This is a genomic window from Mesorhizobium ciceri WSM4083, assembly GCF_000519305.1.
Classification (GTDB): Bacteria; Pseudomonadota; Alphaproteobacteria; order Rhizobiales; family Rhizobiaceae; genus Mesorhizobium; species Mesorhizobium ciceri_B.
On record NZ_JAFG01000003.1, the window covers coordinates 852,088 to 873,085 of the forward strand.

Consider the following 20,998-nt stretch of genomic DNA (forward strand, 5'->3'; position numbering starts at 1 on the left):
TCACTTCTCCTCTGTTGCGGTTTCAACTGGTTTGAAGGCTGGCAGGACGCGGCCGCCGATGGCCGTCGGCGCAAGCAGCAGCGCGTCTCCTACGTGCGGCGGCCGCGCGCCAGGCAGGATGAAGCTCAGCATGGTCGGGCCTTCCGCCAGTGCGACCAGCCCGACCACATAGGGTGCTGCCGGCAACCAGCTGGGATGGCCGGGCTTGCGTATTTGCGAAAAGGATTTCAGCCGCCCCTTGCCCGACGCCTCTTTCCAGACCAGGCGCTTGCTCCAGCAATGCGGGCAGATCGGCCGCGGGTAGAATACGGGCCTGCCGCAGTCCTCGCAGTGCTGGATTTTCAGTTGGCCTTGTGCCGCCGCATCCCAAAATGGCTGGGTCAACGCGGTGATCGTCGGACCGGGGGTTTTCAAGGCGTTGAGATCGACGGACATCAGGCGGCTCCCAGCACGAGCGCGGTCGCCTCGCTCATCGTCGCGCCATTGCCGGTGACCAGCGCGAGCTCGGCCTTGCCGATCTGGCGTTCGTCCGCCTCACCGCGCAGCTGACGCACCGCCTCGACGACATGCGTCATGCCGCCGGCAAGGTCGGGCTGGCCGAAGCCGAGCTGGCCGCCATGCGTGTTGAGCGGCTTGTCGCCATTGTGAGTAAGGTCGTGGTCGCGCAGCCACGCGCCGAACTGGCCGGGCGCGCAGAGGCCGGCATCCTCGATCGTCGTGGCGACCATGATCGTGTAGCAGTCGTAGAGCGACAGGAGATCCATCTCATCTGCCCTGGTGCCGGACTGCGCGAAAGCCCGCGCCATGGCGCTCTTCAGCGGACCGGAGGTGAGGCTGGGCGCCTGGCTGACCGCGCGATGAGTGACCTTCTCGCCGGCCCCCAGCAGATGCACGGTAGGCTTGCGCAGCGAACGCGCGCGTTCGGCCGATGTGACGACAACAGCCTCGCCGCCGGCGACCGGCATGACGATTTCATAGAGATGCAGCGGTGATGCTATGATGGGCGAGGCCAGCACCGCCTCCACATCGGCCGGTTTGCCGTAGAAGATCGCGTCGGGGTTGAGCTGTGCGTTGGCCCGTGCCGCCGCGGCGATCAGCGCGAAATCCCTGGCTGTCGAGCCATGCTCGGCCATATGCGCCTGCATCAGCAGCGCGTAGGAGATGTTGGCGCCCGAGGCGCCGAACGGCACGTCGAACTCGCGGATCGGATTGCGGTTGGGCGAGCGCGATGGAGCCTCTTCGCGGTTGTTGGCGAGCACGCACAGCACTGTCTCGCACATGCCGGCCTCGATTGCCGCCGCCGCGCGCCAGACCATGCCTGCACCCGAAGCGCCGCCGAGGTCGACGACATTGGCCATGGTCGGTGCCAGCCCGAGATACTCGGCGATGGTCGCCGGGACATGTTGCGGCGTCTCGCCGACCTGCGGCCCGACCAGCAACCCGTCGATCGCAGCCGGCTCCAGCCCGGCATCGAACACCGCCAGACGCGCGACCTCGGCGATCATCTCCAACGTCGTCACGCCGCTGGTCAAGCGCTGCGGTTTCAATTCGCCGATGCCGACGATCGCTCCCTTGGCCTGGCTCATGCCGCTCTGCTCCGGTCGAGCGCGCGGTATTCCTCAAGGCATGCGGGATTGGCGAGCGAAGCGATGTTTTTCACCGGCTTGCCCTCAAGTGTCGTTCGCGCCGCCCCTTCCACCCTCTTGCCGTTGAGCGTGTAGGGCACGGCCCGCACCGCATGGATGCGATGCGGCACGTGGCGCGGCGATGCGCCTTCACGAATGGCGCGGCGGATCTGCGCAGCGAACTCAGGCGTTAGCTCAAAACCGTCGTTGAGCTTGACGCAAAGCACGATCTCCTCGTCGCCTTCGACCGGCGCGCCGAACACCAGGCAATCCTCGATCTCGGCAAAGTTTTCGCAGGCGGCGTAGATTTCGGCAGTGCCGATGCGCACGCCGCCGGGCTTCAACGTCGTGTCCGATCGACCATGGATGATCCCCGAGCCATGCGCGGTCATCTCCGCGACATCGCCATGCGTCCAGATTTCCCGGCGTGCCGCGAAATAGGTGGCGTGGTAGCGCGCGTCGCCGTCCTTTCCCCAGAATGTCAGCGGCATGGACGGGAACGGTTCGGTGCACACGAGGTCACCCTGCCTGCCTATGACCGGCGCATTGCGCTCGTCCATGACAACCACCGCGAGGCCTAGCCCCTTCACTGTCAGTTCGCCACAGCGAACCGGATGGATCGGTGAACCGAGAAGGAAACAACCGATGATCTCGGTGCCGCCCGAGATCGAGGCAAAGATCATATCCTGCTTCACATGCGCGTAGACCCAGTCGAACTGGCTGGGGGAAACCGGCGCACCGGCAGAGAGCAGGGAGCGCAGCGAGGACAGGTCGTGCAGACGTCCGGGCGCGTAGCCTTCGGCGGCCAGCGTGGCCAGATATTTCGGGCTGGTGCCGAAATGGGTGACGCGTGCGCGCTCCGCCATTGTCCACAGCGGACTGGGGTCGAGGCCATCAGCGGTCTTCAGGATCGGCGCGCCGTCATAGAGCACAACAGCCGCGCCGCAGGCGAGGCCCGAGATCAGCCAGTGATACATCATCCAGGCCGTGTTGGTGTACCAGCTCATCACGTCGCCGGGACGGACATCGCCATGCAGCAGATGCTCCTTCAGGTGCTGGAGCAGGACGCCGCCGGTACGGTGGACGATCGCCTTCGGCGCACCCGTGGTGCCGGAGGTGTAGAGCACATAGGCCGGATGATCGAAGGGCACACGTTCGAAGGTCAGCGCGCCGTCGCCGCCGAAATCCTCGAAGGCGACAGCCGCCGGCATGGTGGGTTTATCGTCGCCGGTCAGCACCAGCGTGGTCACCGTCGGCAGTGCCGCGACGATCTCGGCGAGCCTCTCCGAAATGTCGTGCTCCCTGCCCGCATAGCGGTAGCGCGGTGCTGCGAACAGCACCTTGGCGCCGATCTGGCCGAGGCGGTCGACGATCGCCGCGGCGCCGAAATCGGGCGAGCAGGACGACCAGACGGCGCCGATCGAAAGCGTCGCCAAAAGCGCCACGAGGCCTTCGACCCGGTTGGGCAGGATACCGCCGACGCTGTCGCCCCTCGCCACGCCGGCCGCGCACAGGCCTTGCGCTATCCTCGCGACGCGCCGGCGAAGGTCGCCAAGGGTGACGATGCGGAAATGGCCGCTTTCGTCGGCCTCGATGACCGCGACCCGGTGATCGTCGCCACGCAGCAGGTTTTCCGCGAGATTGAGCGATGCGTCGGGAAAGAATTGGCTCCGCGTCATCGGCGCGTGGTCGTCGCGCAGGAAAGATCGCGTGCCCGGATCGCCGGTCACGCCGGCAAAGTCCCACACCGCCCGCCAGAACGCGCTGAGGTCACTGACCGACCAGCGATGCATCGTCTCGTAGTCGTGCGGGCTGAAGCCGTTCGCTGTCGCGAAGCGCGCAAGATTCGAGAATTGGAACGCGGCCGGCGCCGGCGTCCAAAGCACGGATGACATGAATTTCCTCCCGGAATGCAGGCCGGCGCGAAGCCGTCATCTTGTCTGCAGGTCACTTTCAGATTATTGGTTATAACCAGAATGTCAAGCGGCGAACACGCCCTCTATGCCGCACCAATGGAGGACAGGAAATTGCAGGATGCAGTGTACATCGTCGCCGCCAAACGCACGCCAATCGGCAAGCTCAACGGCGCGCTCGCCGGCCTCTCCGCCGCGGAACTGGGTGGGCAACTCATTCAGGCGATGCTGGCCGAATCCGGGCTCGCGCCTGATGCCGTCAGCGAGGTGATCATGGGCCAGGTGCTGACCGGCGGCGCCGGGCAGAACCCGGCAAGACAGGCTTCGCTCAGGGCTGGCCTGCCGGTCAGCGTACCCGCCATGACGATCAACAAGGTATGCGGCGCCGGGCAGAAATCGATCCATCTAGCCGCACAGGCCATTCGCTGCGGCGACGCCGAATGCGTCATCGCCGGCGGACAGGATTCGATGACATCGGCGCCGCACTTCATTCCAGGCGTTCGCGGCGGCGTGCGCATAGGTGACCGGGTGGTCAAGGATTCGATGATCACCGACGGGCTGTGGGACGCCTTCCATCAGGTCCATATGGGCGTCACGGTCGAGTCGCTGGCGAAGCGCTACCAGATCACGCGCGATGAGCAGGACCGATTCGCACTGCGCTCGCAGCAGAAGGCCGATGATGCCACCCGTTCCGGGAGGTTCGATGATGAGATCGTCCCGGTCTCGATAAAGACCAGGCAAGGCGATGTCATTGTCGACTGTGACGAGCATCCCAATCCCGCGACCACCCTCGAAGGACTTGCCAAGCTGAAGCCGGTCTTTAACCCGGCGGGGACAATCACCGCAGGCAACTCATCCGGCCTCAACGATGGTGCTGCCGCCGTGTTGGTTATGTCGGAGACACGGATGAACGAACTCGGGCTAACGCCCCTCGCCCGAGTTGCGTCCTATGCTTCAGCGGCGGTCGAGCCGATGGATATGGGGCTGGGACCAGTCGCTGCCTCACGCCTTACGCTGCAGAAGGCCGGCTGGCAGGCGGCCGACCTCGACGCCATGGAGATCAACGAAGCCTTCGCCGCACAGGCCATCGCGGTCAATCGCGAGATGGGCTGGAACGAGGAGATCATCAACATCAGCGGCGGCGCCATCGCGCTCGGCCATTCACTGGCGGGATCCGGCTGCCGCATCGTGGTGACGCTGCTCCATGAGATGACAAGGCGCAACGCCCGCAGAGGCCTGGCCTCACTCTGCATCGGCGGCGGCCAGGGCGTGGCGATCTGCCTGGAGCGGTGATCCAAGACTCTGAGCAGTTGTTATGTGATAGCGTCGCACAATGGCCTGGTCGAATGGCCGGATCAGCCTCTTTGAATCAATTTGGGCGAACCGCTTGGTAACCCATTGTTAAATAACGATGATGTTAGTCGCAGAGGGACGCCATCTTTCCAACAAAATCAATCAGTTAGCGGGTGGTTCGCCAATCCATATCCTTCGTATGTTCTCGTATGGTCTGGCGAACCTAAGGACCAAGAAGAGGACTAGTTTCCATGCGAGCTATGCCTCAGCTTTATCCCAAAAAGATCAATCAATCATTTTGACCATGGCGCTATCAGCGCGGCCGCATTGGGGCCAGAAGCGGACTGACAGCTTCTAAGCACGCATTTTCGCAAGCGGACTTTTTTTCCGCAACGGAATCGCTTTGACATGCGCAATCCCGGCCATCAGGCCGGGAACAGGAACGCCGAAGCGGGATCGAAAAAGATGCGCTGACCTGATGTGGCGGTGCTATCGCCCACCTCTGCGTCAGAGGTTGGCCTGACGTCGATCTCATCTCCGCCGGCCGTGCGTGCCACGACCCGCCGTCGGTCGCCGAAGAAGGCGGTATCGACGATCTCGACGGCGAGTGCCACGCTTGTCGGCGTAGGCGTCAAGCGGAAGGCTTCCGGGCGCACCATCAGCCGGACGTTCTGGCCTTGGCCGAACGACGTTGTCGCCTTGACGCCGGTCACGATCGAGCCGCCGGCCAGGCGGATCGTCGATGCGCCATCTGCGGTTTGCAAATGCTCAGCCGGCAGGAAATTCGAGTTGCCGATGAAGCCGGCGACGAACTCGCTCGCCGGCCGGAGGTAAAGATCCTCGCCAGTACCGATCTGTTCGATGCGGCCTTCCCTGAACAGAGCGATGCGATCCGAAAGATGCAGCGCCTCCTCCTGGTCGTGCGTGACATAGAGGATGGTGACGCCGGTCTCGCGGTGGATGCGGCGGATCTCGGCCTGGATCTCCTGGCGCAGCTTCTTGTCGAGCGCCGACAGCGGCTCGTCCATCAGCAGGATCGGCGGGTCGTAGGCGAGCGCGCGGGCAAGCGCCACGCGCTGCTGCTGGCCGCCCGACAGCGCGCCCGGATGGCGGTCGGCGAAGTTTTCGAGGCGCACCAGCGCCAGCATGTCGGCGACCTTGCGCTTGATCTCGCCATCCGGTCGGCGGCGCACGCGCAGCGGAAAGGCGACATTCTCGGCGACACTCAGATGCGGAAATAGCGTGTAGCGCTGGAAGACCATGCCGATGTTGCGCTTGTGCGGCGGCACCGAAAGCAGCGACCTGTCCTCCAGGAGCACATCGCCCGAGCTCGGATCCTGGAAACCGGCGATGGCGTAGAGTGTCGTCGACTTACCGGAACCCGACGGGCCAAGGAACGTCAGGAACTCCCCCTTGGGCACATCGATGGTGACGTCATGGACGGCGACGAAGGCGCCGAACGTCTTTCTCACCGCGCGTATGGACAGGAATGGCCGGGTCATGTTGACAATTTCCTGCGAAGGAGTGCGGTCACGATCATCAGGCACAAGGTCAGGCCGACAAGCAGGCTGGAGGCGGCGGCGACGACCGGGCTGAGGTCGGCGCGCAGGCTGCCCCAGATCTTGACCGGCAAGGTCTGCAAGGTCGGGCTTGCCATGAAGATCGCCACCACGACCTCGTCCCATGAGGCCAGGAAAGAGAAGATCGCCGCGGAGAAGATGCCGATCCTGATCGACGGCAAGGTGATCCTCAACCGTGCCTGCAGCGGGCTGGCGCCGCAGACTATGGCCGCGTCCTCGATGGATTTGTCGAAACCCTCTAGCGCTGCAGTGATCGGGATAATGGCGAAAGGCAGTGCCAGGATGGTGTGGGCGATGACGAAGCCGACCGTGGTGCCGGCAAGGCCGATGCGCAGGAAGAAGGCGTAGATGGCGATGGCGAACACGACGACCGGCAGCACCATCGGCATCAACAGCAAGCCGCGCAGGACCTGGCGTCCGCGAAACTCACCCCTGACCAAGCTGAAGGAGGCGAACAGGCCGATGACGACGGCGAGGATGGCGGCCATGGCGGCAATCCGGGCACTGGTCAGCGCGGCATCGATCCAGGTCGGATCAGCCAGCAACTGCTGGTACCATTTCAGCGTCCAGCCGGGCGGCGGGAAGGCGAGCCAGCGCGACGAGCCGAACGACAGGAGCACGATGAAGACCACCGGCAGCAACAGGAAAGCCGCGACTGCCGCCGTGAAGCCGACAAGCGCCACACGCAGCCATCCGAGCCTGTCGTAGTCGAGCAGCATCCTCAGATCCCTCCGCCGGTGCGCCTGGCGCCGACCAGGCGAAGCTGGATCGCGTAGAGCGCCATGGTGACGACGAGCAGGACGAAGGCGGCCGCACTGCCGAGCCCCCAGTTGAGCAGCGACTGCACCGTCTGTGCGATCATCTCGGCCAGCATCATGTTCGATGTGCCGCCGAGCAGGGCCGGCGTGACGAAGTAGCCAAGCGACATGACGAAGACCATCAGCCCTCCGGCGGCGACGCCGGGCAGCGACAGCGGCAAGAGGATGCGGCGGAAAGCCGCGAACGGGCTTGCGCCGCAAAGGGCGGCGGCGCGCAGCGTCATCGGGTCTATCGCCCTCAGTGTGCCGACCAGCGGCAGGATCATGAAGGGCAGCATGATGTAGACCATGCCGATGGTTACGCCGGCCAGATTGTTGATGAGCGGCAGCGGCTCGTGGATGATGCCCAGCCCCATCAGCGCCCGGTTGATCACCCCAGTCCGCTGCAGCAGCACCATCCAGGCATAGGTGCGGGTGAGAAGGTTCGTCCACATCGACAGGATGATGATGCCGAAGACGATCGAGCCCAGGGCCGGCGGCATGATCGCCAGCATCCAGGCGACCGGGAACGCCACCAGGATGGTGACGGCGGTGACGACCGATGCAACGAGGAAGGTGTTGAGGAACACCCGCACATAGGTGCCGCTGCCGAACAGCGCGGCGTAGTTCTGCAAGCCTGGCTCAGGATCGGTGACGCTGCGCAGCAGCAGGGCCACCACCGGCACGATGAAGAACAGGCCGACCAGGAGAAGAGCCGGCAATGCGCTGCCGCTGCCGGCCGGCAGGCCGGCGACCGAGCCGCGTCTGGAAGAATTTCCCTGCATCGAGCGGTCCTGTCTCGAACGGGGAGCGCAAGCCGCGCCCCGCCGGTCTGCAACGGTGTTAGGTGCTAGTTGGTCTGCCAGGCATACCAGCGCGTGGCGATCTCGTCGCGATGCTCGGCCCAGTAGTTCATGTCGAGGTTGATCTGGCCCTCGACATGGGCATCTGGCAGGGCCTTGACGGCATCGGCCGGCATCTCAGCCTTGGCCTTGGTACTGATCGGCGCATAGCCGCTCGCCTCGGCGAATTTCGCCTGGCCGGTCGGGCTGGTGGCGGCAGCGAGGAACTTCATCGCGCTGCCCTTGTTCTTGGCGCCCTTCGGCACGACGAGCACGTCGGCGGCGGTGAGGTTCTGGTTCCAGGCAACACCGACATCGGTGCCATCCTGCTGCAGGGCGAAGACGCGACCGTTCCACAACTGGCCGAAAGCGGCCTCGCCGGAGGCAATCAGCTGCTGCGATTCAGCACCGCCGCTCCACCAGACGATATCGGACTTGATGGTGTCGAGTTTCTTGAAGGCCCGGTCGAGGTCGAGCGGATAGAGCTTGTCCGCCGGCACGCCGTCGGCCAGCAGCGCGATCTCGATGACGCCGGGGGCCGACCATTTGTAGAAGGTCCGCTTGCCGGGAAATTTCTTGGTGTCGAACATGTCGGCCCAGCCGGTCGGTTCGCCCGGAACGGCGCCCTTGTTCCAAGCAAGCACGAAGGAATAGTAGAAGCTGCCGACGGCATGCTCATTGCTGAAGCGCGGGTCGAGATCGGCCTTGGGTACGACCGCATAGTCGATCGGCTCCAGCAGCCCGTCCTTGGCAGCCTTGATGGCGAAATCCATTTCCACGTCGACGACATCCCAGGTGACGTTGCCGGCGTCGACCATGGCCTTGAGCTTGCCGTAGTCGGTCGGTCCGTCCTGCAGCACCTTGATGCCGGAGCTGGCCTCGAAGGGGGCCGCCCAGGATTTGGTCTGCGCCTCTTGCGTGGTGCCGCCCCAGCTGGTGAACGCCATTTCATCGGCCTTGGCGGCGGTCGCTGCGAGCAACCCGGCCAGCAGGCCGGTCAAAATCAGTTTCATGTCATTCTCCTCTGTTGGTCTGTTCTTGTTTTTCTCAGTGCACCTGCGTCGCGCGCCTCAGCGCATGACGAAGGGATCGGGGATCGGCTCGTCCGAGGTGTTGATCCATACGGATTTCGAGCGTGTGTAATCTGTGATGGCATCGAGCCCGCCTTCGCGGCCGAGGCCAGACAGGCCGTAGCCGCCGAAGGGAACGAGCGGCGATACGACGCGATAGGTGTTGACCCAGACGACGCCAGCATGGATGTCGCGCGCCATGCGGTGCGCCCTAGCGAGATTGCTGGTGAACACGCCGGAAGCCAGGCCGAAGGGCGTGTCGTTGGCGAGTGCCAGCGCCTGCGCCTCGCTGTCGAAAGCAAGTACGCTGAGCACCGGTCCGAACAGCTCCTCGCGCACGCAGGGCAGGTCGCTGCCGCCGGCATCGATGATGGTCGGTGCGTAATAGAAGCCGCTGCCTGCTGGCCGTGTGCCGCCAGTAATGAGGGTGCCGCCCGCGGCAAGGCTCTCCGCGACCACCTTCTCGATCCAGTCGCGCTGACGCAGGGTGGCGAGCGGACCCATTTCAGTCGCCGGATCCTGCGGATCACCGATGCGGATCGCCTCGGCCTTGCGCGTCAGCCGGGCGAGGAATTCATCCTTCACCGAACGCTCGACCAGCAGCCGCGAGCCGGCGACGCAGCTCTGGCCGGTCGCGGCGAAAATGCCGGCGACCACCGCGTTGGCGGCGCTGTCGAGGTCGGCGTCGGCGAAGACGACGACCGGGCTTTTGCCGCCGAGTTCCAGAGTGGTGTAGGCAAGGTTCTCCGCCGTGTTCCTGACGATGGCGCGCGCCGTCGACGGACCGCCGGTGAAGGCGACGCGCGAAACCAGCGGATGGCTGGTCAGGCGCCGGCCGCACTCCTGGCCAAAGCCGGTGAGGATGTTGACGACGCCTGAGGGGAAGCCGGCCTGCTGGACCAGTTCGGCAAAGGCGAGCAGCGGCGCCGGGCCGTCCTCGGAAGCCTTGAGCACGATGGTGCAGCCGGCGGCGAGCGCCGGGCCGAGCTTGACGGCCGAGAGGAAGAGCTGTGAGTTCCACGGCACCATCGCGGCAACAACGCCAATCGGCTCGCGACGGATGGTGACGTCGAGATCGGGCTTGTCGATCGGCACATGCGCGCCTTCGTGCTTGTCGGCCAGTCCGCCATAATAGCGGTAGTAGTCGCCGACATAGGCGATCTGGGCGCGGGTCTCGCGGATGATCTTGCCGGTGTCTCGTGTCTCGAGCTCGGCAAGGCGCCCGGCATTGGCGGCGACGAGGTCGCCGAGCTTGACCAGCAGCTTGCCACGCGCCGTCGCCGTCATCCTTCGCCAAAGGTCTGAGCGCAGTGCGCGGTGCGCCGCCTCGACGGCACGGTCGACATCGGCTTCGCTCGCCGCCGGCATCTTCGCCCAGGCCGCCCCGGTCGACGGGTCGACGCTGTCGAAAGTGGCGGACGGTTCGTCGAAGCGGCCGTCGATGAAGTTCCTGAAGAGGGCGTCGGTCATGGGCTCGCGATCAGAGGAAGGCCGGCATCACCCGGTCAATGAACAGTTGCAGCGATTTCATCTTGCGCTCGTGCGAAAGGCCGCTGTCGATCCAGATCGAATACTGGTCGTAGCCGAGCGCCTCATAGGCCTTCAGCCGGGCGATGACCTCATCGGCCTCGCCAATCACCAGGTTCTGCCTGATCTTGTCGGGCGCGTATTGTGGCATGGCCGCGATCTCGTCCGGCGTCAGCGGTTCCAATATGCCTTGATGCACCGGTTTCTTGTTCTGGAACCAGGCGCCGAACTGGCAATAGAAAGTCGACAGGTCCTGCGTCAGGCGATCGGCATCAGCCGCGTCGTCGGCAACGAAGGTGTGCATCAAAAGCATGATTTCCGGTCGTTCGATCTCGGGATGCGCGGCGCATGCGGCGTTGAAGCGCTGCATCAGGCTCGTCACCTCCTCGTCGCCGGAAGCCAGCGGCGTCACCTGGACCTTGCAGCCATTGGCGACGGCGAAATCGTGCGAATTCGGGTCGCGGGCCGCCACCCAGATCGGCGGGTAGGGTTTCTGCAGCGGCTTGGGCGAGGAGGTGGTCGGCGGGAATTGCCAGAACTCGCCGGAGAGTTCGAAGTCGCCGTCCCAGAGGCCGCGGATCGCCGGTATGATCTCGCGCATGCGCTGGCCGGCGCCCCAGGCGTCGAGCCCCGGGAAGATACGCTGATATTCATAGCTGTAGGCGCCGCGCGCAATGCCGATGTCGAGCCGGCCGCCACTGATGACGTCGGCCATCGCGGCTTCGCCGGCAAGCTTGATCGGATGCCAGAAGGGCGCGATCACGGTTCCAGTGCCAAGGCGGATGTGGCTGGTTTTGGCCGCGAGATAGGCGATGTTGATGAAGGGATTGGGCGAGATGGTGAATTCCATGCCGTGATGCTCGCCGATCCAGGCGGTCTCGAACCCTGCCTGTTCGGCCATCAGGACCAGCTCCTCGAGCTCGGTCACAAGCTCGGAATGCGGCTTGGCCAAGTCCGACCGTTCCATGTGCACGAAGAGCGAGAATTTCATCCGTGGTCACCTGTATTGACGATGGAAGCGCTGGGTCTGGCGAGCGGCCGGACCTCGCCTTCGACATCGTTGCCGACATAGACGCCGAAGGCATCCACCGAGCATTCCCTGATATAGCGCGCGAGCATCGAGCGGATCGCCGGGTCGGGCATCTTCAATCCTTCGATGGCGTCGATCTCGATCAGCCGGATGCCGCGATCGCTGGAAGCGGGCACGTCGAACGTGCCGCGATAGTAGACATGTGTGCGTGAAGTATTTCCGGCGTCGTCCCAGACGGCGAAAAGGAAGCCGAGCTGAGCTTCGATGGCCTTCGCCGCAAGCAGCCCTCGGAGGCTTTTGTCATCGCCAGCCGAGCCCAATCCCCGGCCGCGCGGCAGTTCAAAGCCGTCCGCCGTTTCCAGGAACAGGATGCGGCCGCCATTTTCGAGAATGGCGCCGACATCGGTGCCGGGCTGGGTGGCGGCGAGCGCGTCCTGGCTGAGGCCGGGGGCGACATAGGCGCCGCGGCAATAGCCGAGCGGCTGCGCCGAATTGTGCTCGAAATCGCGGACGCGGCCGATGAGGATCGAATGATCGCCGGCCTCGACCAGCCGCTCCATGTCGCAGTCGAAAGACGCGACGGAGCCGTCCAGCACGGGGCTGCCGGTCCGTCCCGGCCGCCATGCCACCGAGGCGAACTTGTCGGCCGCTTTCGAGGCAAAGACGCCGGATGCCGCCTTCTGACCCTCGTTGAGGATGTTGATGGCGAAGCTCTTCGATGTCGCGAAGACGGGATGGCCTAATGCTTTGTGGGCGATGCAGACCAGCACCAGCGGCGGATCGAGCGACACCGAGGTGAAGGAGTTGGCGGTGAAGCCGCGCGGCTCGCCTTCGGGGCCGATCGTCGTGACGATGGTGACGCCGGTGAGGAAGGAGCCAAGCGCACGGCGGAACTCGCCGTTGTCGAACCCGGTATTCGCCTCCGCAGTGTTGTTTTGTTCGATCGCTTCGTCCTCTGCGAGGAAGTCAACGATATGGCACGTTGTCAGATCGGGCGCGGCGACCGCCATCATGTGCTTTTCGCCCGGCAGCACCGTGCAGCGGCCATGCGGTGCCAGGCGTCCCATCGCGGCCGACATTGCCGGCGAAGAGTTCCTGTCCTCGGAGCCGGTCATGAACAGGGCCGGCACGGCCAGCGTCGGCAGGCGGTCAGCATGATCGCCGTCGGCACGAGCGAACAGGCGATAAGTGCGGGCATAGCCTTCCGGGTCGACCGCGCTCAGTGCGGATGCCGTCTTCTGCGCTGCCGCCTCCAGTTCGGCCGGCACCGGATCTCCGAACCAGCGGGCAATGGTTTGTGCCGTGCCGGCCGTATCGCTGCGGCCGTTGAGCGCCACGGCGCGCTGGCGAACTGCTTCGGCCAGTTCAGGTGGACGCCGGAACACCGCGTTAAGCGAAACGATGCGGCGGACGCGCTCCGGTGCGCGCAGGGCCAACTCCTGGGCAACAAGTGCACCCATTGAATGGCCAACGACGGACACCTTGTCGAGGCCGAGATGGTCGAGCAGGCGAACGGCCTGGTCGGCGTAGTCGGCCAGTTCCGGGTGCTGCGGCGGCAGCGGCGAAAGGCCATGGCCGAGCATGTCGATGGCAATCACGTCAAAGCGGTCTGCCATGCGCTCGATCTGCGGCTGCCAGATCGCCGCGTTCACGCCGACACCGTGGATGAACAGCACCGGCGTGCCCGCGCCGGCTCGGATGAAGCCGGTGCCGTCGGGCGCCGTGTCCTGTCGAGCCCATGCGAAAGCGTCAGCCATGCACGTCCCCAAGCTCCTTGAGGTCCTGATAGCGATCGCCGATACGATGATGCGGGCGACCGCCGATCGACGCACCAAGCGCCACCACCAGTTCGTCCGGCGCCGGCGCATCGCCGATCTGGAAATGCACGGTTAGGTAATGCGAGCGCCGTCCTTCGTCATTCTTGTCCATCAGTGGGATCATGATCGGCGTGTTCGGCCCGCCGCGCAGGTTGGTGAAGGCAAGATAGGTCTTGGCGCCGACGGCGCGGCGATAGTGATTGCCGAAATGCAGCGTGTGGATCAGCGCCGAGGCATGCTCGATCTCGCCTGACGTGCCGCAAATGGCCGCCTTGCCATAACCCTCGATCGCGTCGCCGGAACCGGCGATGGCAATGATCTCGCGGGTTAGGATCTCTCCGAGCACCGGCGCGCAGGCGCGGATTTCGGGCGACAGATCGTCGGTGAAGCCGCGTCCGGCCCAAGGGTTCGCCAGCACTGCGGCGACGCCGATCAGGCGCAGCGGTCGGGGGGCAGCCTTGCCGCCTTCGATCAGCGTGTTCTCGGTATAGGTCACAATCTTGCGGATGGCAGGCTGCATGGAATCCTCGGGTTGGCGATGGCAAGGGATCGTCCGACCTCTGTATAATCTTATGGTATACCATGCTATGGAGCGCCAAGTACCTTGTCAACCGGGCATGGAATCTGTTTTCGTGACAGCGCAGGAGACAAGACATGCCAGACGACACGCTTCGCATCGACCGCAGCGCCAAGACCTTGAGGACACTGGCGCTGGAACGCATGCGCGAGGCGATCATGGATTTCCACTTCCAGCCTGGCGAAAGGCTGGTCGAGCGGCCGCTTTGCGACCAGCTCGGCGTCAGCCGTTCCGTCGTGCGCGAGGTTTTGCGGCAGTTGGAGGCCGAAGGGCTCGTGCAGATGATCCCCGGACATGGGCCCGCGGTGGCCAGGCCCGACCTTGGCCGCACCGACGAGATCTATGAGCTCAGGGCTCTGCTTGAGGGTATTGCAGCGCGCGCCTGCGCCTTGTCGGCCACCGGCGAGCAACTGGCAACGCTCGAACGCGCGCTGGCGGACCTGTTCGAGGCATGGGTGTCGGCGACGCCGCCGGCAGTGATGCGGGCGACGACGAAATTCTATGAGGCGCTGTTCGAGGCCGCCGACAAGCGTGTCGCCTGGGAAATCGTCAGCGGGCTGAATGTCCGAATCAATCAGCTTCGTTCGATGACCATTCTTTCGGAGAACCGCCGCGAGCCTGCGATCAGCGAGATGAACGAGATCATGGACGCGATAAGGACGCGCAAGCCCGATGAGGCGGAAGCGGCGGCACGGCGACATGTCGAATCGGCTTGGCAGATCGCTCGAGATAAACTTCGCCTAGTCTAGATCCCCGTGAGTCCAGCCTATCCAACCCTTCGAAGCGCCTTGAAGAAAGTGTCTGCTTCCGAGCAATTGAAAAATGCAACTTTACGACTGAGATCAGGCGCAAAGCAGCCATTCGCTGAATCTTGATCAGACTGAATGTCAGCAATGGGCCGCTTGCAGACCGGCAGCTTCAGGCTCCAAATCCTCGTGAGCGGACATTAATGGGCGGCGTGGGCATCGTCAGGATCTGGCCCGATCCACCTTCGAGTGGCGTGGCCATCTATCGGGGAGTTGCCGCGCCATCGAGCATCGTTATGAATCCGGCCAAGATGGTCAAGACGAGGCCGAAGACGAAGATAAATCCCGCCACCACAATGACATTCGCTGCCCGCCTGCTCAAAGAAAGCGCTTTCGATTTTGTCGCATCGTTTGCCTCGCCCCACAGCATACGGCGCGCGGCAGTCCACGCTAGCGCCATCGCCAGGCACACCCGATAATCGAGATTATGAAGCACGACCATGATGCGACAAGAATGTGCTTGTAATAAATCGGTGCACTTTTCGCGTTCACCAGCTTGTCTGAAAAGTTCACAGAGAATAATAAAATACCGCTGAGCAGCGCGATGAATTGCGCGCACATATCTTTGATTTCCTTGTATTGGTATTGCAGGAACTCTTCGATCGGATTTTGGCCGGCCGTGCCACTCTCACCCTCGGTCAGAGCAGAATCCCCACTCACCCTACTAACGCTTTCCAAAAATAGCAGACCACTCAGCGTATCGATCCACATTCGACAACGCTCGCGAAGGGTGGCTGACTTTGAAGTACGATAGCTTCCGCGATTTGATCTCGCTGTAGAGTCCAGAGGCTCCGAGAGCGCGCGCGGCATCGGTTCCCATCGCGATGACCTTTCGCAGCTTCGGCATTTGGTCAAGCGTGAACCGAACAACTGGCGCCGAAATCGAAAGCGCTAGTAGCCCGTCCGGCAGCTCGCCGCGCTTCAAGCCGTCGTTGCGGAGGAGGAAGCAGGCCGAGATGTACAGGAAATTGCACGATGTGTTGCGAAAGCCATCCTCTAGCTGGCCAAAGTGGCAAAGCGTTTTGAGCAGGTTCTTGTCGGTCGGTGCCTTCGGGTTGTGGCTGTAGGGATTTGGATCGCCAGCCTCTAGGCGCTCATCTATGTATTGCGCCGGGTAGAAGTCCTTTGCGATCAAAAGGTACTCGCCATCCCAATCGCCTAGCAGCGTCTCCGTTCCCCATAGGTGCCTATTACCCAGGCGGAAGGAAGAAATGTTTCTGTAGAGTGGATGCGAGAGTTTGTGCACCCACGGCGGGATGGCGGGTGTCTTGAAAACTACAGGTTCTGCAGCAGTTTTCATCTCCGTGCCTTCCTCCAGCCCGCCGCACGTGCCTCAGCCTCCGAGCAAAACCATTGCTCTCCGAACTCAGGACGGATGACAGTGTCATCGTAAAACATCTGGCCGGAACATGATAAATCCGCTCGCCGGTGTTGATCGAGGTGTTGCCTTTGATGTTACAACTACCCGTGCCGTTGCTGGCGGCTACTGTGAGCCGGCCAGCGGGGACGAAGCCGACAACGGTTCGAGGGTTTGCGGTCGCACCGTGAGAAACACAGCCACGGGAACCGTACCAGCGGAAGCAGATATTGCCATCGCCACAACCGCGCTCGACGCCTCGTGGCGTTCTTTCGCCAGCGGTCAGCCTGATTGGCACCCTGATGATGACGCTGGACTTTGCCCACGCCCCTATCTCCCCGTCGGGAGAATGCTTCCAATCTGCGACTGAGTCCATACATCTGAGCAATCGTTAATAGAAGGGCCTAGTCGATGAATGGGTTTCGGCGGTTGGCCTTCGCCGTGAGGATTATGGCACCCACTCGCTACGTCGTACCAAGGCCTCCATCATCTACAAGGCCACCGGGAGTCTCCGAGCAATTCAAATTCTGCTCAGCCATACCAAGATTGAGAACACAGTCCGGTATCTCGGCGTCGACGTCGAGGATGCACTGACGCTGGCCGAGGGAACTGAAATCTGAAAGTCGACGACCTCGCCTGGGTCGGGCGGGGTCGTCATCGTTTCGTGTTGGGTCCAGCAGCTTTGCGCCTGATGGCAGTCGTTCAGACCTATGGCAGTCTTTCCAAAAGCGGACGCTCGGGAGCAGTCACGTTTTTCTGGCATTTACGTTGCAATGCGTGCGCATGGCGCGCGTGCCGCTGTACGAAATCCGATAGCTGCCCCCAATAACAATTAGATCAAGAGTTTTCTGGCCTGCGAGAGGCCGCCTATTGTTCTGCTCGAAACACTTGCGATGGAAGGTACGGCGTTTCGGTAGCAGCCCCAGCGCGCTTTGAAGTGGGATAATCCCTCGCAGATCGCCTTTGCGACGGGGACGCCGATCTCGGATCGAGAAAGGTCGGCGAACCGTACGTGCGAACCACAAACTTCGTTGATTTCACTCAGCAACTCGTCGACGTTGCTTTGGCCAGCGCTTCCTAGGCTGTCGGCAGGCTTGCCGATGGCGAAACGGAAGTTGCGCACGTCGGCGAAACGCTTCCAGCGGGTCATCCGACAATCGTCATCGCTCACTGTTTTACTATGGGGCCGTTCACTCCTTTCGGCGTGAGCCTGCATGGCAGCCTCGGATTGTATCAATTCCAAAAATGCGGATCGGGCGGCAGCAACCATATCGAAGCTACACCCGAAACCCACCGCCATGTGCTCGCCACTGTCTTTGCAACTGATCGCCGCCGTCACGATGGCTGTGCGGAAGGACGAGATATCAAGAAGCCAGAGCCTGCGTCCCGTTTCGTAGCGATGCTGCTGGATGTGAGACGCCAAGCCTTGATCATCAAGCTGCGCGATCTCCAACCGCTTTCTCAGGGAGCCTCGGTGCCACCAGATTCCCGTGGCGTCTCGTTCCACAAGTTCAAGCAAGGCGCGCGTTCTGGCATCGGCGCGCGTTGTGCCAGCGGCGCAACCGTTGGAGTCGACATTCAAGCTGGAATCGCCATATGCGACGTCCCCAAAGCGGCCATAGCAAAGAAATGCCGGACAAAGCGCGACCCTCTCGTCGTGGAAGCTCTCAACGGACGCCCATAGACGGGGATTATTCAGATGGTCCGTTGAAGGGATACTATCCCAACCGCGCCACGCTTTGTTGAGCCGATCGCGGTGTCGGATCTGTTCTAGCGAGAAGCCCAGGACGTTGATCGCGTCGATCATGATTCCATCGCCCAAGGCCTCAGTCTCCACGGACTTTGCAACGTCGTCGGCCCTACAGGCCCAGCTGTAGATCTCCGCAGCCTCTCCGAGACAAGCCAACACGGCCCGGGCGGCGTCAAGGCCTTTGCCACTTGCTGTGATTCGTTTCTCACTCCCTTCGAATGGAGCAATGTTGGACATTGCCAGGAATCCACCCGGAACATCGAACACTTCAACGCCAATGTTGTAGCGTGTCGCGAAGTGCAAAAGGGGCAGGCTATTCTCAGGCGCGGCGACAAGGGTCGCAGTCAGACAATCCAAGATATCCAAATCATCGGCAGACGACTGGCAGCCCCCAGTCGTGTCGTCGTGGTTTAACGTCATTTGCCGGTCGCGATCGAACAACAGAGCAAGCGTTATCCAATGCGACCCGCGCAACAGCATGTTGGCTCTTTCAATATTTTAGCTTCTGCTGTTTACGTAGGGTCAGCGGTGGGCGCCTATCGGCGGCCGAGACGATAGCTGACGGGGTTGACAATTTCCACAGACGGTCTGGCGATTAGGCTAATCGGCGGTTTCGAGCTTCGCAAGGGCTCGGAGACATTCTCGTTGGGCAAGCGGAAGGCCTGCGCGATTCTCGCCTATCTGTTGCTGAGCGGCAGGTCACGCGAGACGCGCGGGCGACTGGCGGCATTGCTTTGGAGCGAGCAGGACGAGGAGCATGCGCGTGGATCACTGCGCCAGTGCATAAAGGATCTTCGACGCTTGGCAAGCGAGACCAGGCTTAACTACCTCGCGGTCGACAAACTCGTTCTTGGAATTGATCCGACTGCGATCCGTTCCGACATCGATGAGCTTGAGCGTGCGCTCGATGATCGCAATTATGACGGTGCACTGCTCCTGCTGGCCAAAGCCAGGGATGGACTTTGCGCGGGGTTGGACGATTGCGATCCTGTCTTCGACAACTGGCTAAGAATGCAGTCGACCATGATAACCGACAGGCTGGTGACACGGCTTGCTGCCTGGCTGGCGGCCGAGACAGATCCAAGACAGCGCAAATCCATCGCTGCGTGTATCCTGCAACTTGATCCGTTTTTCGATGATGCCGTTCTTGAGACTATCCGGAGGGTCTGTGAGGAAAGCGGCTACGCCCGCGCCCTAGCGTTCTTCGACCGCTATGCGGCCGAACTCAAAGCGGACATGGATCTGCGGCCACCGGCGGAAATCCTCCACCTTCTAGAGGCGCTCAAGCCGGGCAAAGACGGTGAACAGCGGGCAGCTGACCCCAAACTTGGTCAAAGGGACCACGATAGCCGCATCCCTGGGAAGCCGACAATCGCCATCATCATTGCCAGGCGCGAAGCAGAAAACGAGCACCTGCAATTTGCCTTGGCGACAGAGCTTCTGGCTTCGATTTCCAGATTCAGACATTGGACAGCCGTGTCAACGGAGTTGCAAGCCGGTGACATCTCGTTGAATCAGGTACGTCAGGCGGCAGGCGAACACGTGGACATCGGTGTCCTCATCCGCCTGATCGACACGGATGGATCGGCTGTTTTCCAAATTACCTGCTATGACTTCCTGCAAAACGGGGAAGCCTTCGTTCTCACCGTTCCGTCGGATCCGTCTTCCTGGCGTTCGGCCTTCAATGAAGTTTGCGCGCGCTTTTCAGCGCGCCTGCAGATCGCGTTGTCCAGTGCCAGGCTGCATCGCATATCGCAAGCTTCCTCGAACCACTTCTCGGCCTATGATTGCTGGCTGGACGGACAGCGGCTTTCGATCATGTGGCGAAAGGACACCGAAGAAGCTGCAATTGCCCGCTATGAGGAAGCCATTCGGCTTGATCCCGATCTATCCTGCGCCTATTCCAGCCTCGCTGCGGTGCTCAACTCGCGTTGGATCGTCGTTCCGGGTGCATCGTCGATCGAGCAGGATCTAAGGCGCGCATTCGAGCTGGCCAAGCGTTCGGTCCTGCTCGATCCATTCGACCACCGCAACCAGGTAAACCTGGCTTGGAGCCACCTTCTGGCGCGACGCTGGGATCTGGCCGATTTTCACTTCAGCCTTGCGCATGAGCAAAATGCAGGCAATCCGGCGACGCTGATCGCCTACGCCCTCGCCAGCTCGTTCATGGGCAATCATCAACGGGCTCTGGAGCTTTCAAAGCGCAGCTTCGAGCTCAATGCGATGCCCGACGCTCACTATCATGGCTACCAGGCAACCATTGCCTTTCTCGCCGATGATCTGGAGGGCTGCGTGGCCGCCGCGGTCAAGAGCGATCAACTGTTCGCTGACATCCACGGCTGGTCGGCGGCGGCGCTTGCGCTGCTGAAACGCAACCGCGAGGCCGGGGATGAGTTTAGACGTTTTCTGCGCAACCTGGCTTCGGCATGGCAAGGGCCGGGCAGGCCCGACCGCCCTGTCGCGGTCGATTGGTTCAAGACAGCCTTTCCGATCCGGTTACCGGCGGATCAGGAGAAGCTGGCGCGCGGTATCGAATTGGCAGCGCAGTCGGGCTGAAGCGGTCGACCCGTTGTACGTCCAGAGTTACCCAATCGCTCCAGTTTTCACTTGCAGCGTGACATCACATAGTCGCCGAGGCGCTTATGATAAGCGCGCAAACGGTTTGGCTTTATCTGGTCGGGCGGCCCGGCGTTCGGATCGATCTTATAATGATCGGGAAATGTATAGTCCTCGCCGGGTCCATCCGCGGGCGCAATGGTGGCGATCGTTTGCTCTACGTCGTCGGTGAAGGGAAACGCGATATTCACGATCAGATCTTGGTCGAAGTATGGGCAGATGGTGATCTCCTCCCAGGTCTTGTCCCTGGGCGTCATGAACCCACGCAGCAGATCCTTCATCGCCTGCTGATCTCCGTTTCTAAAGATAGCCTGTTTGGCCGGATCCTTGATCAGGTCCCGGATGAATTCGCCAAGCGCCTCGAACTGCACGTCTTTGAACTTCACCATGTCCATCCC

The 20,998-nt window shown here is 62.4% G+C and carries 18 protein-coding genes and 2 pseudogenes; 4 read left to right on the top strand and 16 right to left on the bottom strand.

Features of this window, described 5'->3' with window-relative positions:
- From MESCI2_RS01000000134240 to MESCI2_RS0104335, 3 genes are read right to left on the bottom strand one after another with little or no spacing between them, the layout of a single operon-like run.
- Complete coding sequence (locus MESCI2_RS01000000134240) at positions 1-435, bottom strand: Zn-ribbon domain-containing OB-fold protein (RefSeq protein WP_032900311.1); 435 nt, start codon at positions 433-435, stop codon at positions 1-3.
- On the bottom strand, positions 435-1,586 hold the full coding sequence (locus MESCI2_RS0104330; protein WP_027035484.1) for a thiolase family protein: 1,152 nt from the start codon (positions 1,584-1,586) through the stop codon (positions 435-437). The genes MESCI2_RS01000000134240 and MESCI2_RS0104330 overlap by 1 nt, the downstream gene beginning before the upstream one ends.
- On the bottom strand, positions 1,583-3,520 hold the full coding sequence (locus MESCI2_RS0104335; RefSeq protein ID WP_027035485.1) for an acetoacetate--CoA ligase: 1,938 nt from the start codon (positions 3,518-3,520) through the stop codon (positions 1,583-1,585). Before MESCI2_RS0104335 ends, MESCI2_RS0104330 begins: the two co-directional genes overlap by 4 nt.
- A gap of 132 nt (positions 3,521-3,652) precedes the next feature.
- Here MESCI2_RS0104335 and MESCI2_RS0104340 point away from each other — a divergent pair, with 132 nt between their 5' ends.
- Positions 3,653-4,831, top strand: a complete 1,179-nt coding sequence (locus MESCI2_RS0104340; protein ID WP_027035486.1) for an acetyl-CoA C-acetyltransferase — start codon at positions 3,653-3,655, stop codon at positions 4,829-4,831.
- A 425-nt stretch (positions 4,832-5,256) separates the two neighbouring features.
- Here the strand turns inward: MESCI2_RS0104340 and MESCI2_RS0104345 are convergent, their stop codons facing one another.
- The 8 genes from MESCI2_RS0104345 to MESCI2_RS0104380 form a co-directional block, all read right to left on the bottom strand.
- On the bottom strand, positions 5,257-6,333 hold the full coding sequence (locus tag MESCI2_RS0104345; protein WP_027035487.1) for an ABC transporter ATP-binding protein: 1,077 nt from the start codon (positions 6,331-6,333) through the stop codon (positions 5,257-5,259).
- Complete coding sequence (locus tag MESCI2_RS0104350; RefSeq protein ID WP_027035488.1) at positions 6,330-7,130, bottom strand: ABC transporter permease; 801 nt, start codon at positions 7,128-7,130, stop codon at positions 6,330-6,332. The genes MESCI2_RS0104345 and MESCI2_RS0104350 overlap by 4 nt, the downstream gene beginning before the upstream one ends.
- A 2-nt stretch (positions 7,131-7,132) precedes the next feature.
- Positions 7,133-7,993, bottom strand: a complete 861-nt coding sequence (locus MESCI2_RS0104355) for an ABC transporter permease (protein WP_027035489.1) — start codon at positions 7,991-7,993, stop codon at positions 7,133-7,135.
- 65 nt (positions 7,994-8,058) lie between these two features.
- Positions 8,059-9,063 (bottom strand): ABC transporter substrate-binding protein, encoded by a 1,005-nt coding sequence (locus MESCI2_RS0104360; protein ID WP_027035490.1) that lies wholly within the window; start codon positions 9,061-9,063, stop codon positions 8,059-8,061.
- A 57-nt stretch (positions 9,064-9,120) separates the two neighbouring features.
- Positions 9,121-10,590 carry an aldehyde dehydrogenase gene (locus MESCI2_RS0104365; protein ID WP_027035491.1) on the bottom strand — a complete coding sequence of 490 codons (1,470 nt, stop codon included), beginning with the start codon at positions 10,588-10,590 and terminating at the stop codon, positions 9,121-9,123.
- 10 nt (positions 10,591-10,600) lie between these two features.
- Complete coding sequence (locus MESCI2_RS0104370) at positions 10,601-11,638, bottom strand: LLM class flavin-dependent oxidoreductase (RefSeq protein WP_027035492.1); 1,038 nt, start codon at positions 11,636-11,638, stop codon at positions 10,601-10,603.
- Positions 11,635-13,434, bottom strand: a complete 1,800-nt coding sequence (locus MESCI2_RS1000000139135; protein WP_027035493.1) for an alpha/beta fold hydrolase — start codon at positions 13,432-13,434, stop codon at positions 11,635-11,637. The genes MESCI2_RS0104370 and MESCI2_RS1000000139135 overlap by 4 nt, the downstream gene beginning before the upstream one ends.
- Positions 13,427-14,014: an amino acid synthesis family protein gene (locus tag MESCI2_RS0104380; RefSeq protein ID WP_027035494.1), complete on the bottom strand. Its 588-nt coding sequence runs from the start codon at positions 14,012-14,014 to the stop codon at positions 13,427-13,429. The genes MESCI2_RS1000000139135 and MESCI2_RS0104380 overlap by 8 nt, the downstream gene beginning before the upstream one ends.
- A gap of 134 nt (positions 14,015-14,148) precedes the next feature.
- On the opposite strand from MESCI2_RS0104380, the gene MESCI2_RS0104385 reads away from it, so the two are divergent.
- Positions 14,149-14,820, top strand: coding sequence for a GntR family transcriptional regulator (locus MESCI2_RS0104385; protein WP_027035495.1), 672 nt, complete (start codon positions 14,149-14,151; stop codon positions 14,818-14,820).
- A gap of 259 nt (positions 14,821-15,079) precedes the next feature.
- Here MESCI2_RS0104385 and MESCI2_RS1000000137830 read toward each other — a convergent pair whose 3' ends face one another.
- The 3 genes and pseudogenes from MESCI2_RS1000000137830 to MESCI2_RS1000000139260 all read right to left on the bottom strand — a co-directional run bounded on the left by MESCI2_RS1000000137830 (position 15,080) and on the right by MESCI2_RS1000000139260 (position 16,560).
- Positions 15,080-15,436 carry a hypothetical protein gene (locus MESCI2_RS1000000137830; protein ID WP_155936572.1) on the bottom strand — a complete coding sequence of 119 codons (357 nt, stop codon included), beginning with the start codon at positions 15,434-15,436 and terminating at the stop codon, positions 15,080-15,082.
- A gap of 105 nt (positions 15,437-15,541) precedes the next feature.
- Positions 15,542-16,177 (bottom strand): hypothetical protein, encoded by a 636-nt coding sequence (locus MESCI2_RS0104400; RefSeq protein ID WP_155936573.1) that lies wholly within the window; start codon positions 16,175-16,177, stop codon positions 15,542-15,544.
- Positions 16,174-16,560 (bottom strand): annotated as a pseudogene (locus MESCI2_RS1000000139260) (hypothetical protein). Before MESCI2_RS1000000139260 ends, MESCI2_RS0104400 begins: the two are co-directional and overlap by 4 nt.
- A gap of 78 nt (positions 16,561-16,638) precedes the next feature.
- Here MESCI2_RS1000000139260 and MESCI2_RS1000000136525 point away from each other — a divergent pair.
- Positions 16,639-16,854, top strand: a pseudogene (locus tag MESCI2_RS1000000136525) (tyrosine-type recombinase/integrase); the annotation flags it as partial.
- A 212-nt stretch (positions 16,855-17,066) separates the two neighbouring features.
- On the opposite strand, the gene MESCI2_RS0104405 reads toward MESCI2_RS1000000136525, so the two are convergent.
- Positions 17,067-18,425, bottom strand: a complete 1,359-nt coding sequence (locus MESCI2_RS0104405) for a YcaO-like family protein (RefSeq protein WP_197031507.1) — start codon at positions 18,423-18,425, stop codon at positions 17,067-17,069.
- A gap of 204 nt (positions 18,426-18,629) precedes the next feature.
- On the opposite strand from MESCI2_RS0104405, the gene MESCI2_RS0104410 reads away from it, so the two are divergent.
- On the top strand, positions 18,630-20,540 hold the full coding sequence (locus MESCI2_RS0104410; RefSeq protein WP_027035500.1) for a hypothetical protein: 1,911 nt from the start codon (positions 18,630-18,632) through the stop codon (positions 20,538-20,540).
- A 47-nt stretch (positions 20,541-20,587) separates the two neighbouring features.
- Here MESCI2_RS0104410 and MESCI2_RS0104415 read toward each other — a convergent pair whose 3' ends face one another.
- Positions 20,588-20,989: a hypothetical protein gene (locus MESCI2_RS0104415; RefSeq protein WP_081738614.1), complete on the bottom strand. Its 402-nt coding sequence runs from the start codon at positions 20,987-20,989 to the stop codon at positions 20,588-20,590.
- Positions 20,990-20,998: the final 9 nt, after the last annotated feature.